This window comes from Polaromonas sp. P3_B4, from assembly GCF_056402835.1.
This window is the reverse complement of sequence record NZ_JBFUGQ010000001.1, coordinates 692,024-707,700: the sequence shown is the minus strand read 5'-3', so window position 1 is coordinate 707,700 and position 15,677 is coordinate 692,024. Positions and strand designations below refer to the sequence as shown.

18 protein-coding genes are annotated in these 15,677 nt (G+C 64.4%); 13 read left to right on the top strand and 5 right to left on the bottom strand.

Going from position 1 to position 15,677, the window contains the following annotated elements; genetic code table 11:
* Nucleotides 1-22: 22 nt before the first annotated feature.
* Nucleotides 23-382, top strand: a complete 360-nt coding sequence (locus AC1DVV_RS03510; RefSeq protein WP_457278969.1) for a hypothetical protein — start codon at nucleotides 23-25, stop codon at nucleotides 380-382.
* Nucleotides 383-425: 43 nt separating this feature from the next.
* On the opposite strand, the gene AC1DVV_RS03505 is transcribed toward AC1DVV_RS03510, so the two are convergent.
* Nucleotides 426-1,184: a DeoR/GlpR family DNA-binding transcription regulator gene (locus tag AC1DVV_RS03505; protein WP_477667488.1), complete on the bottom strand. Its 759-nt coding sequence runs from the start codon at nucleotides 1,182-1,184 to the stop codon at nucleotides 426-428.
* A 95-nt stretch (nucleotides 1,185-1,279) separates the two neighbouring features.
* Here AC1DVV_RS03505 and AC1DVV_RS03500 point away from each other — a divergent pair, with 95 nt between their 5' ends.
* From AC1DVV_RS03500 to AC1DVV_RS03485, 4 genes are all read left to right on the top strand, one after another.
* Nucleotides 1,280-1,927: an NUDIX domain-containing protein gene (locus AC1DVV_RS03500; RefSeq protein ID WP_477701717.1), complete on the top strand. Its 648-nt coding sequence runs from the start codon at nucleotides 1,280-1,282 to the stop codon at nucleotides 1,925-1,927.
* A 62-nt stretch (nucleotides 1,928-1,989) separates the two neighbouring features.
* Nucleotides 1,990-3,231, top strand: a complete 1,242-nt coding sequence (locus AC1DVV_RS03495; RefSeq protein WP_477701718.1) for a multidrug effflux MFS transporter — start codon at nucleotides 1,990-1,992, stop codon at nucleotides 3,229-3,231.
* On the top strand, nucleotides 3,209-4,183 hold the full coding sequence (gene miaA / locus AC1DVV_RS03490; RefSeq protein ID WP_457278973.1) for a tRNA (adenosine(37)-N6)-dimethylallyltransferase MiaA: 975 nt from the start codon (nucleotides 3,209-3,211) through the stop codon (nucleotides 4,181-4,183). The genes AC1DVV_RS03495 and miaA overlap by 23 nt, the downstream gene beginning before the upstream one ends.
* Complete coding sequence (locus AC1DVV_RS03485; protein ID WP_477701719.1) at nucleotides 4,180-4,827, top strand: ABC transporter ATP-binding protein; 648 nt, start codon at nucleotides 4,180-4,182, stop codon at nucleotides 4,825-4,827. The genes miaA and AC1DVV_RS03485 overlap by 4 nt, the downstream gene beginning before the upstream one ends.
* Nucleotides 4,828-4,856: 29 nt before the next feature.
* Here AC1DVV_RS03485 and AC1DVV_RS03480 read toward each other — a convergent pair whose 3' ends face one another.
* A complete protein-coding gene (locus AC1DVV_RS03480) occupies nucleotides 4,857-5,828 on the bottom strand; it encodes a threo-3-hydroxy-L-aspartate ammonia-lyase (protein WP_477701720.1) in 972 nt (323 codons plus the stop codon).
* A gap of 193 nt (nucleotides 5,829-6,021) precedes the next feature.
* Between AC1DVV_RS03480 and AC1DVV_RS03475 the strand changes: the two genes are divergently transcribed.
* The 3 genes from AC1DVV_RS03475 (at nucleotide 6,022) to AC1DVV_RS03465 (ending at nucleotide 9,793) form a co-directional block, all read left to right on the top strand.
* Entirely contained in the window at nucleotides 6,022-8,610 is a 2,589-nt protein-coding gene (locus AC1DVV_RS03475) for an ABC transporter permease (protein WP_477701721.1), read from the top strand.
* Nucleotides 8,611-8,829: 219 nt separating this feature from the next.
* A complete protein-coding gene (locus AC1DVV_RS03470; RefSeq protein WP_477701722.1) occupies nucleotides 8,830-9,282 on the top strand; it encodes a hypothetical protein in 453 nt (150 codons plus the stop codon).
* Nucleotides 9,283-9,577: 295 nt separating this feature from the next.
* Nucleotides 9,578-9,793, top strand: coding sequence for a hypothetical protein (locus tag AC1DVV_RS03465; RefSeq protein ID WP_477646876.1), 216 nt, complete (start codon nucleotides 9,578-9,580; stop codon nucleotides 9,791-9,793).
* Nucleotides 9,794-9,810: 17 nt separating this feature from the next.
* Here the strand turns inward: AC1DVV_RS03465 and AC1DVV_RS03460 are convergent, their stop codons facing one another.
* Nucleotides 9,811-10,719: a LysR family transcriptional regulator gene (locus tag AC1DVV_RS03460; RefSeq protein WP_477701723.1), complete on the bottom strand. Its 909-nt coding sequence runs from the start codon at nucleotides 10,717-10,719 to the stop codon at nucleotides 9,811-9,813.
* Nucleotides 10,720-10,799: 80 nt separating this feature from the next.
* Between AC1DVV_RS03460 and AC1DVV_RS03455 the strand changes: the two genes are divergently transcribed.
* Genes AC1DVV_RS03455 through AC1DVV_RS03445 form a run of 3 tightly spaced genes read left to right on the top strand, consistent with a single transcriptional unit; the run spans nucleotide 10,800 to nucleotide 12,337 of the window.
* Nucleotides 10,800-11,222, top strand: a complete 423-nt coding sequence (locus tag AC1DVV_RS03455) for a DoxX family protein (RefSeq protein WP_477667497.1) — start codon at nucleotides 10,800-10,802, stop codon at nucleotides 11,220-11,222.
* A 21-nt stretch (nucleotides 11,223-11,243) separates the two neighbouring features.
* Nucleotides 11,244-11,918, top strand: coding sequence for a glutathione S-transferase family protein (locus tag AC1DVV_RS03450; RefSeq protein ID WP_477667498.1), 675 nt, complete (start codon nucleotides 11,244-11,246; stop codon nucleotides 11,916-11,918).
* Nucleotides 11,919-11,974: 56 nt separating this feature from the next.
* Complete coding sequence (locus tag AC1DVV_RS03445; protein ID WP_477667499.1) at nucleotides 11,975-12,337, top strand: hypothetical protein; 363 nt, start codon at nucleotides 11,975-11,977, stop codon at nucleotides 12,335-12,337.
* Nucleotides 12,338-12,423: 86 nt separating this feature from the next.
* On the opposite strand, the gene AC1DVV_RS03440 is transcribed toward AC1DVV_RS03445, so the two are convergent.
* Nucleotides 12,424-13,089, bottom strand: a complete 666-nt coding sequence (locus tag AC1DVV_RS03440; protein WP_477667500.1) for a glutathione S-transferase family protein — start codon at nucleotides 13,087-13,089, stop codon at nucleotides 12,424-12,426.
* A gap of 198 nt (nucleotides 13,090-13,287) precedes the next feature.
* Nucleotides 13,288-14,181, bottom strand: a complete 894-nt coding sequence (locus AC1DVV_RS03435) for a LysR family transcriptional regulator (protein WP_477667501.1) — start codon at nucleotides 14,179-14,181, stop codon at nucleotides 13,288-13,290.
* A gap of 71 nt (nucleotides 14,182-14,252) precedes the next feature.
* Between AC1DVV_RS03435 and AC1DVV_RS03430 the strand changes: the two genes are divergently transcribed.
* Both AC1DVV_RS03430 and AC1DVV_RS03425 read left to right on the top strand, forming a co-directional pair.
* Complete coding sequence (locus AC1DVV_RS03430) at nucleotides 14,253-14,525, top strand: DUF1127 domain-containing protein (protein WP_477667502.1); 273 nt, start codon at nucleotides 14,253-14,255, stop codon at nucleotides 14,523-14,525.
* A 72-nt stretch (nucleotides 14,526-14,597) separates the two neighbouring features.
* Entirely contained in the window at nucleotides 14,598-15,677 is a 1,080-nt protein-coding gene (locus tag AC1DVV_RS03425; protein ID WP_477667503.1) for a PLP-dependent cysteine synthase family protein, read from the top strand.

Genomic DNA, 15,677 nt, shown 5'->3' with positions numbered 1-15,677 from the left:
CACCCATCAAGACACGTAAACCATGCTGTTAACCATGACACCGCCTGACGACTCCGATCTCATGGCCTACGCGGTGCGGATGGTCATTCCCATGAAGCGGGAGTTCGGCCGTTCACTGAATGTCCATCAATTCCTGCACGACCTGCCGTACGCCACTGAGGTAATTCAGGAAGCGCTCAACAGCAAGGACGAGCGCCTGCGCAGCTACGCGGCCTATGCGCAGACCAAGATTTTCGGACCCCGCAGCGGCAGCGAACCGTTGCTGTCAGCGTCCGCAGCATCGCCCGCCGTAGTGGCTGCCGCTCCCGCCGCAAGCGAAACAGAAATCAGCGAAGACCTGCGGGCCAAGGCCATCGCCCGGTACAAGTCGGGCCTGCGCTGAACAGCCTGGCCGCCCCGACAGCGCCCTGATACCCCAGGCTTGATCAGCCGGCCCTCACCACGCGCACGCCGGCACGTCTGGCGCTGCTGATCCACGCTGCTTGCGTGCCCCTGTGAACCACCACCGCCGACACATCGGCCAACGCCATGATGCGGCAGGCCGAGGCCGCGCCAAGTTTTTCGCCCGATGCCAGCAGCACTGTCTCCGAGGCACAGCGGTGCAGTGCCCGCTTGACGGCGGCTTCTTCGGAATCTCCCGTGGTCACGCCCGCCGACGCATGCACGCCGGTCGCCCCCATGAAAAACACATCCGCCCGCAAGCGCGAGAGCTGCTCCATCAACTCGGCCCCCATGGCCACCATGGAGTGCCGGAAAAGCCGCCCGCCAAGCAGCTGAATCACGATGTGGGGACAACGCGCCAGTTCTAGGGCAACCGCCGGGCTGTGGGTAAACACCGTCGCATGGAGGTCTTCACTCAGGTGCCGCGCCATCTGCAACGCTGTGGTGCCGCCGTCAATGATCACCACCTGCCCGGGCAGGACCATGGCCGCCGCCACCTGGCCGATGGCCTGCTTGTCCAGCGGCGCAATCTGCTCACGCACAGCCACATTACCGACGGCCGGCGAAGCAGGCAAGGCCCCGCCATGGACACGCTGGAGCTTGCCTGCCTGGGCCAGCTCGCGAAGGTCGCGCCGGATGGTGTCTTCCGAAATACCCAATTCCTGGCTGACGGCTTTGGCAACCAGTTGCCCGTCACGGTCAAGGCGCGTCAGCAGCAGGTGTTTGCGTTGGCTGGTCAGCATCGGGTTTCGGCTCCGGTCTCTTGTGCGGTCTGGAACTGGACATTGCACGAAATTTCATGATAATGCACGATATTACACGAAATCAACCAACCCGAATGCGCCCTTCCTTCCTGACTCCACCGCCCGCACAACACGTGCGCGTGCTCGGCGATGAACGCCTGTCCGACAACTGGTATGTGTTGCGCAAACTCACCATCGAGTTGCGCCGCCGCGGCGGCACGTGGCAGCAGCAGACACGCGAGGTCTACGACCGCGGCAACGGCGCAGCGATCCTTCTTGTCAACGTCCGGCGGCAAACCGTGGTGCTGACAAGGCAGTTCCGGCTGCCGGCCTGGGTCAATGGTTGCGCCGACGGCATGCTCATTGAGGCCTGCGCCGGACTGCTCGATGGCGACGACCCCGAGACCTGCATCCGCCGCGAAGCAGCCGAAGAAACCGGGTTCCGCATCCAGGCACCGCACAAGGTGTTCGAGGCTTACATGAGCCCGGGCTCGGTCACTGAAAAGCTGCACTTCTTCGTGGTCTCCTACGAAAGCTCGGACCGCACCGGGGAAGGCGGCGGCATCGTCAATGAAGGCGAAGACATTGAGGTGATCGAGCTGTTGCTGGAAGACGCGCTGGCCATGGTGCGCAGCGGCGCCATTGAAGACGCCAAGACCATCATGCTGCTGCAGCATGCAAAAATCACCGGCCTGGACCGCCTGCTCCCCCTGCGCCCTCCGTTCTCTTCTTCCGGGTCCTGAGCCATTCTGGAGACGGCCGCTCCGCGGAGCCACGCCAGCGTTTGTCTGATACGCTCAGCTCAATGGATGTTCCTGTTTCGAAGACCGCGGCGCCTGCCATGTCGCCCGGCATGGTCGTGCTGGTGCTGTCGATGCTGCTGGGCATCCAGCCGGTCACGACCGACCTCTACCTGCCCGCCCTGCCCGCATTGACCGAAGGCTTCGGCGCGCCGATGTCGCAGGCCCAACTCACGCTCAGCGCCCTGCTGCTGGCCTTCGGCACCTCCCAGCTGATCTGGGGCCCGCTGTCTGACCGCTTCGGCCGCCGTCCCATCCTGCTCTGGGGTCTGTGCGCCTACACCCTCGCCTCCGTCGGCAGCACGCTCGCATCGTCGATGACGCTGCTGATCACCTGGCGCATCGTGCAGGGCGCCGCCATGGGCGCAGCAGTGATGTGCGCGCGCGCCATTGTGCGCGACCTGTACCAGCCGCTTGAAGGCGCCCGCGCCATGTCCAAGGGCTTGAGCGGCCTGGGCGTGCTGGCCTGCATCAGTGCACCGCTGGGTGGCTTGCTGTCGGAGCTTTTCGGCTGGCGCATGGCCCTGATGGCACTGGCCGTGTTCGGCGCGGCCACGCTGGCCCTCATCTCACTGCGGTTTGAAGAAACCCTGGCACAGAAAAACCCGCGTGCGCTGCAGCCGGCCACACTGCTGCGCACCTGGGTCCATATTCTTCGCAACCCCACGTTTCTGGCGTTTTCGGTGTTGACCGCGGCGTCCTACGGCGGCCTGTTTACCTTTCTGGCCACCTCGTCATTCGTGTTTATCAAGGTGCTGGGCCTGACCAAAACACATTACGGCCTCATCATGTTTTCGATGTGTTTTTGCTACCTCACCGGCACTTTCATCTGCCGTCGGCTGCTGCCACGCTTTGGCGTGCGGCGCTCGGTGGCTGTGGCCGCGTGCCTCACGCTGGTCGGCGGAACCTTGATGGGCGTGCTGGCCTGGGCCGGCATCCAGAACGTCTGGGCCATCATGCTGCCCTACTACCTGTTCATGCTGGGGCATGGCGTGCACCAGCCCTGCGGGCAGAGCGGCGCGGTAGGCCCCTTCCCCCAGGCGGCGGGCGCTGCCTCGGCCCTCAACGGTTTTCTGATGATGGTCGTAGCCTTCGGCATGGGCGGCTGGCTGGGAACCCACATGGACGGCACGGTGCGGCCGCTGACCAACGGCGTCTGGTTCTGGAGCGTACTGATCGCCGCCACGGCCTGGACCGTGATCCAGAAATACGGAGAGCCTGCCCATGAGGCCGCAGCCAGGGCCTGACATGCGCGGCATCGCGCTGGCCGGGCCGACGGCCTCCGGCAAAACCGCCGCCGCCATGGCCATCGCGCAGCGCCACGCAGTGGAAATCATCAGCGTCGATTCCGCCCTGGTCTATCGCGGCATGGACATCGGCACCGCCAAGCCCACACCGGCCGAGCTGGCCGCTGTGCCGCACCACCTGATCGACATCCGCGATCCGCTGCACGCCTACAGCGCGGCCGAGTTTGTGGCCGACGCCAACCGGCTGATGGAAGACATTCGCGGGCGCGGCAAACTGCCGCTGCTGGTGGGCGGCACCATGCTGTACTTCAAGGCGTTGTTCGACGGGCTGGACGACATGCCGAGGGCCGACCCCGCCACGCGCGCCCTGATTGCCGAAGAAGCAGCCGCCAAGGGCTGGCCGGCGCTGCATGCCGAACTTGCCCGCGTGGACCCGGTCACGGCCGCCCGGCTCGCACCGAACGATTCGCAGCGCATCTCGCGTGCGCTGGAGGTTTTCCGCGTGTCAGGCCAGCCGCTGTCATTCTTTCATCAGCAAACCGCTACAAAAAACATAGCTGCTGGCGCAAAGCCATCAACGGCTACAGCCCTTATTTCCCTTGAACCGCAAGACCGAAGCTGGCTGCACGAGCGCATTGCCCAACGCTTCGACGCCATGCTGGCCGGCGGGTTGATGGACGAAGTGAAAGCCCTGCGCGCACGCGGCGACCTCAACCCAGACTTGCCTTCGATGCGCTGCGTCGGCTACCGCCAGGCGTGGGAAGCAATGGATGGCAACTACCCGCTGGCCGAGCTGCGCGATAAAGGCATTTTCGCCACGCGCCAGCTGGCCAAGCGCCAGATCACCTGGCTGCGCTCCATGCCGCAGCGCCAGGTCGTGGCCTGCGATGCGGCCGATGCGTTGCAGCAGGTGCTTGCGCTGGTTGACGCTTCCGTGGGGCAGATAACGTGAGCCTTCAACTCAGGGACCTCGCCAAACGCTACGGCGCAACCGCCGTGTTCGGCCATGTCTCGCTGGATGTTGAGCCCGGCGAGTTCGTCGCCATCATCGGCGAGTCGGGTGTCGGTAAATCAACGCTGCTCAACTGCATGGCCGGGCTTGATACCTGGGACGAAGGCACGGTACTGCTGAACGGCCAGGACCTCGGTGCCATGACCGATGACCAGCGAGCACTGCTGCGGCGCCGCCATGTCGGTTTTGTGTTTCAGGCCTTTCATGTGTTGCCGCACCTGGATGTCGCGCAGAACGTGGCCCTGCCATTGCTGCTGCTCGGCGAGCCGGACGATGCGCGCGTTCAGTCGCTGCTGGATGCAGTCGGCCTGTCGGGCATGGGCGGCCGGCTGCCCCAGCAGCTCAGCGGCGGCCAGCTGCAGCGCGTGGCGATTGCCCGCGCCCTGGTGCACCGGCCCAGCCTGCTGCTGGCCGATGAACCCACCGGCAACCTGGACCCAACGACAGCGGCAAAAGTGATGGATGCGCTGATTGCCCAGACCCGTGAACACGGCGCCTCGCTGGTGTTGGTTACCCATTCGGAAGCCGCCGCAGCACGCGCCGACCGCCGGCTGCATCTGAGCGCCGACGGCATTCTTCCGTAAGCTGCGCCTCCTCGCAGGGGACGTAGGCTTCAGGCCTGGCCGAGCAGCTCCGCGTAGCGCTTCAAATCAACATTTCCGCCGCTGATGATCACGCCCATCTTTTCACCAGGTGCGGCAGGGTTGGCCTGCAGCGCGGCGCACGCCCCGGCAAACGCCAGGGAGCCTGTCGGCTCCACCACCATCTTCATGCGCTCGGCAAAAAAGCGCATGGACTCGACCAGCTGCGCATCGCTGACGGTGAGGATGTCGTCCACATCGCGCCGGATGATGCCGAAGGTGTAATCGCCCAGGTACTGGGTTTGTGCGCCGTCCGCAATGGTTTTTGGCGTTTCAATATGCACGATGCGGCCTGCGCGCAGCGACTGCTGGCCGTCGTTCCCCGCTTCAGGCTCTACGCCATAGACCTTGCACTGCGGCGACAGGGCGCGGGCTGCAAGCGCCGAGCCGCTGGTAAGCCCGCCACCGCCCAGACATATGTAGAGACGGTCCAGCGGGCCGGTTTCTTCGATCAGCTCTTTCGCTGCCGTACCCTGGCCGGCAATCACGTCTGGGTGGTCATAAGGCGGGATCAACGTCATGCCGCGTTCGGTGGCGAGCCGTTTCGTCAGCGCCTCGCGGTCTTCGGTGAAGCGGTCGTACAGCACCACTTCCGCGCCATAGCCCTGCGTGGCGGCCAGCTTGGCAGCGGGTGCATCTTTGGGCATCACGATGACCACGGGCATACCGAGCAGCCTCGCCGAAAGCGCCATCGCCTGCGCATGGTTGCCTGACGAAAACGCGATAGCACCGGCCCGGCGCTGCGCCGCGTCGAACTTTGACAGCGCATTGAAGGCGCCGCGAAACTTGAAAGCGCCCATGCGCTGGAAGTTTTCACATTTGAAAAAGAAATTCGCGCCCCAGCGGGCATCGGCCGTACTGGACCGCAACACGGGCGTGCGGTGCGCATGGCCTTCAAGCCGCGCGGCAGCGGCGGTGACGTCGTCGTAAGTAGGAAGTTGCATGGTGAATACGCTTTCATTCCGGGGTAGAAACTCAGAAAGATCCGGGGAGGCATCCAAAAGAGACTGCAAGCTTAAATGACGAGGCATTTTCTGGGCAGAGCCAGAAAGCCCGATTCTGTACCGATACAGATGGCTGATTCGTTCAATTGCTGCGAGCAGGTTTCGCCGCGGCGCTGAAAGGCACAATGAGCGCATGCGCGCCCTGCTTTCAAGTTTCTCCTGGCGGGAACTGCAACACCACCCCTGGCGCAACGCCGCCGCCGTGGTGGCTGTGATGCTGGGCGTGGCATTGGCGTTTTCCGTACAGCTCATCAATGCGTCGGCACTCAGTGAGTTCTCACAGGCGGTGCGCGCGGTCAACGGTCAACCCGACCTGGAGCTGCGTGCCGTGCAGGGCAGCTTTGACGAGGCGGTGTACGCGCGCGTGGCCAACCATCCGCAAGTCGCGCTGGCCAGCCCGGTGCTTGAAATCAGCACGTATGCGCTGGACGACACCTCCCCCACCGGCCGCCTGCCGCTGCGCATCATCGGCGTCGACGCGCTGGCGGTGGCCGCCATCGCGCCGTCGCTGATGCCGGTGCCGTCTTCCGACGCGGGACGCTTCGCCCTGTTTGCGCCTGGCAAGGTGTTCTTGAACCCCGCCGCGCAGCAAGCATTGCACTCGCCGGAGTTGCGCCTGCAAAGCGGCCTTGAACTGCGCAGGGTTTCTGTGGCCGGCAGCGTCGGCGCCGGTGGCGGGCCCCTGGCCGTGATGGACATTGCCGCCGCGCAAGAACTCTTCGGCAAGGCCGGACAACTCTCGCGCATCGACCTCAGGCTCAGCGCCGGCGCCGATGCGCGCCGTGTGATCGAGTCGCTGCAGCTGCCGTCCAACATCACCGCCACGGCGCCGGGCGATGCGGCCGAACGCGTCAGCAACCTGTCGCGCGCCTACCGCGTCAACCTGACGGTGCTGGCATTGGTGGCCTTGTTCACAGGCGCCTTCCTGGTGTTTTCGGTGCTCTCGCTGAGTGTGGCCAAACGCGCGCAGCAATTCGCGCTGCTGGGCGTGCTGGGCCTGACCGGCCGTGAACGCCTGCAGCTGGTGCTGGCCGAGTCGCTGCTGCTGGGCGTGGCCGGCAGCGTGCTGGGCATCGCGCTGGGCTCCGGCCTGGCTGCGCTGGCGCTGCGGCTGCTGGGCGGGGACCTGGGGGGCGGCTACTTTTCCGGCGTCGCACCTACCCTGCAATGGAACGGCTGGGCCGCACTCACTTACGGTGCGCTGGGAATTGCTGCCGCCGGGGTGGGAGGATGGTGGCCGGCTCGTGCGGCGCAAAAACTGCCGCCCGCGCAAACCCTCAAGGGCCTCGGCGCTGCGGCAGGCACCGGCGGCGGCCACTGGTTCAGTATCATTTTGATAGCTGCTGGCGCTCTACTGGCGCTGGTTCCACCGCTATTTGGCATTCCATTGGCGGCTTACGTGTCGGTAGGCCTGCTGCTGGTCGGCGGCATCACCGCCTTGCCCTGGCTGATTTCGCTGATCTACAACCGGCTCAGCCCCCGGGTGGCTCACCGGCTGCTACCGCTGCTGGCTGTGGAGCGCGCGCGCCGCGTGCGCGAAAGCGCCGCGGTGGCCGTGAGCGGCGTGGTGGCATCGCTGAGCCTGGCCGTGGCGCTCACGGTGATGGTGACCAGCTTTCGCGAGTCGGTCACGCACTGGCTGGACGTGGTGCTGCCGGCCGACCTGTATGTGCGCACGGCGCTGGGAACCTCCGCCAGCGACACGGCGTACTTCTCTCCGGAGTTTGTCGACGCGCTGGGCCGCCTGCCCGGCGTGGCGCGGGTGGGCAGCCTGCGCACCACGCAGCTGCTGCTGGATACCGCCAGGCCCAGCGTCACCCTGATCGCCCGCCCGCTGGACAACCCGGCCACCGCACTGCCGCTGGTGGGCCAGGCGCTGCCGGTGCCGCCCGGGCACATTGGCATCTATGTGAGCGAGCCGATGGTGGACCTGTACGGGGCACGCCCAGGCACCGTTTTTCGCCCACTTTCACAAGCTTTTATGGCTCTAGCCCAATCAGGACGAGCGCGAGCAGCTCCTGATTTGATAGCAAGCAAGGTGGGATCCGGGACGCCCGTGTTTTATGTGGCGGGCGTCTGGCGCGACTACGCACGCCAGTTCGGCGCCATCGCCATCGCCCACACGGACTTCGAACGCCTGACCGGCGACCAGCGCACCAACGACCTCGCGCTGTGGCTGACGGAGGGCGCCAGCGACAGCCAGGTGCAGCAGGCCGTGCGCGGCCTGGCCGAGCAGCAGTCCGGCGCCGGCGCGCTGCTGGAGCTGGCCTCCGTCAGCCAGCTGCGCGCCACATCGCTCCGGATTTTTGACCGCAGTTTTGCCGTCACCTACTGGCTGCAGGGCGTGGCAATCGCCATCGGCCTTTTCGGCGTGGCCGCCAGCTTCAGCGCCCAGGTGCTGGCACGCCGCAAGGAGTTTGGCCTGCTGGCGCACCTCGGGCTGACACGCCGGCAAATCCTGGCCGTGGTGGCCGGCGAAGGCGCGGCCTGGACGGTGATAGGCGCGCTTGCGGGGCTGGCCCTGGGACTCGCGGTGTCGACCGTGCTGGTGTACGTGGTGAACCCGCAAAGCTTTCACTGGACCATGGACCTGATGGTGCCCTGGTTGCGCCTGGCCCTGCTGTGCGCCGCGGTGGTGGTGGCCGGCACCGTGACGGCCTGGCTGGCGGGCCGCGCGGCCGCAGGCCGGGACGCCGTGCTGGCGGTGAAAGAAGACTGGTAAGCCTTGCCCCTTTGCGGCATTGCCGCGAAAGCATGCGCCGCGGGCAAGGGGCAGCCCCCCGTGCACCGTCCTACAGGCGTGGAGGCCGGTTTCCGACGCCATCCGGCCGCTCCCGGCATCACACTGTGACTCATGCGGTGGCGGTCAAGTGCGCAGGTGTTTTGCCAGCCCTTGTCACCCACGCCCTTTTTTCTCTTTCAAATGCCTGCGGAGAACGCGATGACCACCAACACCAGCCCCCTGACCGGCGCCAACGCGAACCCGACAGGCAAGTTCGCACGGCATGCCTCCTCCCGGCCGTCCCACGGCTTGCAGCTCACCCGCAATGACGACGGCAGCGTGACCCTGGCACTCAACCAGCCCCTGAGGCTGCAGGCCGAAGAACTCGAAGAACTCGTCGCCAGCCTTGCCGGCTTGCGCGCGGACATGGACCCGCCCTATCCGCTGGACTGCCCGCCATTGAGTGCGCTGGAGCCCAGCTACAGCCCGCGGCACTGGGTTGCCTGCGATCCGCTGACCGGCAAGATCCTGCTGTTCCTGCGCCACCACCTGTTCGGCTGGCTGGGCATTGTGCAAACCCCTGAAACCGCACTTGACATGCTGAAGTCCATAGCCGTCGAGATGAAAAACCTCGAGCTTTCAGAGCGCGATCCGCGGCACGAACTGCACTGAACATTTCTACCCGCCAGACAATGGCCGCGTCCCCGCGCGAGCCTCGTCTCATCGTCTTTATCGTGCTGTACATCTTGATACGAGGCGCTCCGCGGGTTGGCTAATGAATGCAGGGCCAGCGCGCTGCATGGTGCAGCTGCTGCTGCCTTCCCATCTTTAGCTTTTTCCAATGCACGCGGCCACGCCGAAAGGCGTTTTCGTTTGCTTACTCATGGTCACGTTTCTGACGCGCGATTGTCATCACAGCGCCGGGATGAACTCCTACCATGGAGGCATTCACCAGAGAGGTTGCATCATGAGACCTGCTAAAGCACCGCCGCACGACTACCGCATTGAAAACGTCGATCCGGCCGAGGGCAGCCTGCTGCCGTCGAGCTCGAATCACCTTTTTGCAGACTACTCGCTGGCTGTGGCGGTGGCCGTGAAAAGTGTGGCCGACCCCACGCGGCAGGAAGTGCGCGTCGTGCACATTCCCAGCGGGGAAGTCGTCTTCCGGACTTCAGCATTTTGAAGTCGAAGTCCATCGCATCAGTCCAGCCTGATGCTGTTTGCAAAGTGGTCATACACCACGGAAATTCTCCGCAGGTGGCGCGATTCCGCGTGCGCCAGCAGCCACAGGTCTGACTCGCAGTCGGCCAGGGTGTCCCCCAGCGGCACCAGCCCGGGCTCTCCCGCCAGCATGAAGCGCGGCACAATGCCCACCCCCAACCCCGCCTTGATCGCATCCATCACCGCCACAATGCCGTCCGCATAATGCCGCGGCGTGACCTTGGGCAGCTGCTTGCGCCGCCACAGCACCGAGGGATGCTCCGGAAGCGATTCGTCAGGCGCTATCCAGTCCAGTTTCGCCAGCGCATCAAGCAAAGGGATTTTTTTGGACGACACCGTCTTCGCTTGCGCTTTGGATCCGCACAGCACAAAGCGCACGGTGCCAAGCTTGCGACCCACCAGGTGGTCGGGCGGCTTGCGCGTTGCGCGCAGCGCCAGGTCCGCATCGCGCCGGCTCAGGCTCACGAGTTCATTGCCGGTGCGCATGTCCAGCTGCAGCAACGGATGCTGTGCCAGCAGCGGCTTGAGCGAAGGCAGCACCAGCCCGCGCAACACCGCGTCAGTCGTGGTCAGGCGCACCAGGCCTGAAACGCCTTCATGCGGCCGCTGCATGCTGGCGCGCACTGCTTCAAGCTCGGCCTCCACGCGCTCCGCATGCGGCACCAGGCCCAGCATGGGCTCTGTGGGCAGGTAGCCCAGGCGCGACCTTTCGAACAGCCGCTGGCCGAGGTTTTTTTCGATGCGCTGCACCGAGCGGAACACCGTGGACGCATCCGCGCCCAGCCGCCGCGCGGCCTCGGCCAGCGTCATGCCGCGCACCATGGCCAGCAAAATTTCCAGATCAGAGGCCGTCAGCGCGTATTGCGTTTTTGCAATAGATGTTTTCATGACTGCCAATTTACATTGTATTTTTGCAATCGTAAAGTGGCGACTCCTTCAACGCTACGCCCTTTGCCGGGCTTTACATCATGACCACCGACACTTCTGAAAACTTCAGCGCCAGCCATGGCGCCACCTTGCTGCGCCTGGCCCTTGGCACCATGTGGGTCACCCACGCGCTGCTCAAAATCTTCGTCTTCACCCTGCCCGGCACGGCACAGTTCTTTGAATCGGTCGGCCTGCCCGGCTTCATGGCTTACGTCGTCGTGGCGGTCGAATTGCTCGGCGGTGCGGCGCTGCTGCTGGGCTTTTATGGCCGCCAGGCATCGCTGCTGCTGGCGCCAGTGCTGCTGGTGGTCGTCTGGGTGCACTGGCCCAACGGCTGGGTGTTTACCAGTCCCAAGGGCGGCTGGGAATACCCGCTGTTCCTGTTGGTAGCCTCGCTCGCCCAATGGCTGCTGGGTGACGGCGCCTGGGCCGCGCGCCGCAGCCGCCTGCTGGTGCCGCGCTGATCTGCGCAGAAAGACATCACCATGAAGCTCACCCTCATCAGCCACACACTGTGCCCCTACGTGCAGCGCGCAGCCATCGTGCTGACCGAAAAAGGCGTCGCCTTCGAGCGCATCAACGTCGACCTCGCCAACAAGCCCGACTGGTTCAAGGCCATCTCGCCGCTGGGCAAGACGCCGGTGCTGCAAGTAGATGACGACGCAATCTTTGAATCCGCCGTGATCTGCGAATACCTGGACGACACCCTGCTGCCGCGCCTGCACCCGGCGGATGCCCTGAAGCGGGCCCAGCACCGCGCCTGGATGGAGTTCGGCTCTGCCCTGCTCAATGCCATCGGAGCGTTCTACAACGCTGCCGATGCGGCGTCCCTCGCGCGGCACCGCGAAGACATTGGGCGCCGGTTTGCCCAGCTTGAGGCCGTGTTGCCGGATCAGGGGCCTTATTTCGCCGGTGCATCTTTCAGCATGGTCGATGCCGTGTTCGGGCCCGTGTTCCGTTATTTCGATGTGCTGGACGACGTGGGTGAGATTGGGTTCTTTGAGCAATTGCCAAAGGTGCAGGCCTGGCGCGCCGCTCTCGCTGCGCGTCCCTCAGTCCAGCAAGCGGTGGGCAGCGGCTATGCTCGCGAGCTGCATCGCTTCTTCTTGGCCCGCGGCTCCGAACTCTCGCGCCGCATCGCGGAGCGTGAAGTAGCCTGATGCTATAAAGCGGATGGCCGCTTTTGGCCAGAAGTCGAAATTCGTCATCTCAATCGATGCCATCCAAAACACCTTCCTCCGGCCCCGCCGATTGGTTGCTGGGCCGTTGGCGCTCTGACAAAGGGTTGACCGTTGACGGATGGGGTAAGCATCCCCCAGGCTCTACAGAGTTTCAGGCGATTATGCTTCGGACACTCGGCAAGACAGAGGTGCTATTCACTCCAAAACGCTTCACCTCGATGTTCGAGGACGCCAGGTCCGTCACACCGTATCGGGTTATTTGGAAGTCAGAAACAAGCGTGGTTGTTGTGTTTGGCCGCATCGGTGAAGAAACAGCGCAACACCTGCATTTTTTAAGCCCAACGCTCTACTGGGTCCACACCGGAAGATTCTGGGAATACTTTTCCAAGATGAAATGAGCTTGTTGCAGTGTCGGCAATGACCCAAACGGAAGCGCTTTTTCCCATCAGCCCGTAAAACAACCGGCCCCCAAGGCTGCCCCTCCTCAGGCGGCCGATGACCCGCTAGTGAAAACTGCCAATTGCGCATCAAAAGCACGCTGGTAGGCAGGCCGCGCTTCACCACGGGCCACATAAGCCGAAAGATTCGGGTATTTCTCCAGCAGCCCCGATACGCCCGCCCTGCGCAGCACCGTCACCATCAGCAGGTCACCGGCGCTGAAGGCACCGTCAAGCCAGTCGGCATTGCCCAGCCGGCTGGAAAGGTCGCCCAGCCGCGCATGGACGCTGTCCTCGAGCGCGGGCAGGCGATCCGCATACCAGGGCTTGTCCCGCTCGAAGAGCACGGCCATTGAGCGGTCAATGATGGGCGGCTCTACCGTGTTGAGCGCGGCAAACATCCAGGTGACGGCGCGCGCACGGGCATTCACATCGGCTGGCAGCAGACCTCGATGGCGTTCTGCGATATGGAACACGATGGCCCCTGACTCGAACAGCGCAAGATCACCCTCTTCATAGGTTGGAATCTGCCCGAAAGGATGAAGCGCACGGTGGGCGGGTTCCTTCATCGCCGCGAACGAAACAAGGCGAACCTCGTAAGGCTGGCCCACTTCTTCAAGCGCCCAGCGAACGCGCATGTCACGCGCCAGCCCCCGGCCGCGGTCGGGTGAGCGTTCAAAGGCCGTCATGGTGGGAGTCGTCGGAAGGGTCATGGTGGTTTCTCCTTTTGCTGAGATGCCTGGTTGAGTGTTTTGTTGATGCCGGACATGCGATTGACCGGTCACCTACCTCACGACGTTCGGGATAGAGCCCAATCGACATCCCGGCGCCACTTTTTTTGCAAATTCTGAGAAAAAAAGGAAATTGGGTGCCGTCAGCAGCGTACCCGTCGTCGCAGATCACGCCCCTGCTCAGGTCTGCCGAAAACTCGCCAGCGTCTTGAGCAGGTTACGGGTGGCGCCGTCGAGCACATCCAGCGGCCTGTGGACCATGGCCGTGTGGCGCGTCAGCGCGGGCTTGAGCGGCACCAGTTGCACGTCATGCCGCACGTTGGACTCCTCCAGCGACTGCTCCCTCGGCAGCACCGCAGCGCCGTACCCAGCGGCCACCAGGCTCTTGATGGCCTCGGAATAGTTGAGCTCGATGCGCGCGCGCGGCGTGAAACCCGCATCGGCAAACCAGGCCATGGTCATGCGGTACATATGGGTCGGGGTTTCGTTGAAGATCAGCGGGCGGGTGGCCAGCCATGCGGGCGTGGCATGTTTGGGCGCCTTCCAGCGCTTGGGTACAAACGCCATCATCGGGTCGCTACGCCAGTGGGTGATCACCATGCCGCGCTGCGCAGGTGGCGGTGTGGCGACCAGGCCGACATCGAGCGTGCCGTCCAGCAAGCGCTGCAGCGTGTCGGCGGAACCAAGAATACTGACCTCGACATCGATGTCGGGGTGGGCTTGTTCCATGGCCTTGAGCACCTGCGGCAAAAAGTACACCAGCACGCCGGTAGTGGTGCCCAGGCGCACGCGGCCGGTGCGGCCCTCGACGTGGCGCTTCACCGCATCGACCGCATCGTCGGCGTCGCGCAGCAGGCGGCGGGCCCGCTCGACCAGCACGGCGCCCGCCGGCGTGGGCTCAACGCGCCGACCGCCGCGCACCACCAGCGGCGTGCCCAGCCGGCTTTCAAGCTCGCTCACATGCAGGCTCACGGTGGGCTGCGCCAGATGCAGGCCCTGCGCCGCGGCAGAGAAAGTGCCCAAATCAGTGATGGCGACCAGGGTGCGTAGCTGGTCCAGGTTCAGTTCGCGCATGGCAGGTGGCTTGTTAGTTGATATCAGTAATTCTGATAGTTTCGATCAGAAAATTCAACTTCCACAATATCATGATTTTCAGCACCATAGGGCACTTCCTACCAGGAGCGCGCGAAATGCTGACGAAGACGATGAGAATTTTTCCGGGAGCCCTGCCCGGCTTTCCAGCCAGAGAGCTAAGCCAAAGGCTTCTGGCCGGCCTGCGCAAAAACGCGCAGAGGCGACGGAACCTGAATGAGCTGCGGCTGATGAGCGACCACCAGCTCAATGACCTCGGCATAGGCCGCGGTGAAATCCCCGGCCTGATGGATGACCTCGGGCCCCGCCGCTGGGAATGGCGCTGAAACCCCTGCGCCGGACCGGCAAGCCGGCAGAAGACGTTTTACGCCAACAGGTCTTGCTGCGAGAATCGGGCAATGACTTCCCTCCAGACCTCCAGCAGTTCCTGGCTCAGCGCCGCCATCGCCCGCATTGAAGCCGACTACCTGCGCAGTGCCGACACCCACCTGATCCCGCTGCCGCTGCCGGCATTCGCTGCGCGCGGCATTGATTTTTACCTTAAAGACGAATCCACCCATCCCACCGGCAGCCTCAAGCACCGGCTGGCACGCTCATTGTTCTTGTACGCGCTGTGCAACGGGTTGATCCACGAGAACTCCACCGTCGTTGAAGCGTCCAGCGGCTCCACCGCAGTCAGCGAAGCCTACTTCGCGCGGCTGCTGGGCCTGCCCTTTGTCGCGGTCATGCCGCGCAGCACCTCGCCCGAGAAGGTGGCGCAGATTGAGTTCTATGGCGGGCGCTGCCACTGGGTGGAAAGCGCGGTGCAGGTGTACGACGAAGCGCGCAAAGTGGCGCTTGAAACCGGCGGCCACTACATGGACCAGTTCACCTATGCCGAGCGCGCCACCGACTGGCGCGGCAACAACAACATCGCCGAAAGCATGTTCAGCCAGATGGCCCGCGAGCGGCACCCAGTGCCGCGCTGGATTGTAGTGGGTGCCGGCACGGGCGGCACCAGCGCCACCATCGGGCGTTATGTGCGCTACCAGCGCCACGGCAGCCAGCTGTGCGTGGCTGACCCGATGGGGTCTGTTTTCAGCGCCTATCACCGCACCGGCGATGCCGGCCTCACCGGCGCAGGCTCGCGCATTGAAGGCATTGGCCGCCCGCGCGTGGAAGCCAGCTTTATCCGCACGGTGATAGACCGCATGGTGGAAGTGGCCGACGTGGACTCGCTGGCCGCCATGCAGGCCTTGTCGCAACTGCTGGGCCGCAGGGTCGGGCCTTCGACCGGCACCAACCTGGTGGGCATGCTTACGCTGGCGCATGAGATGCTGGCGCGCGGCGAACAGGGCTCTATCCTGTCGCTGCTGTGCGACTCCGGCGAGCGCTACCTGCCCACGTACTACAACGCCAACTGGGTCGCTGAAAAAATGGGCGACTGCACGGCAGCGAACGAGCAGATCAACCGGTTGATGCGGCCTGCGCAGGCCTGA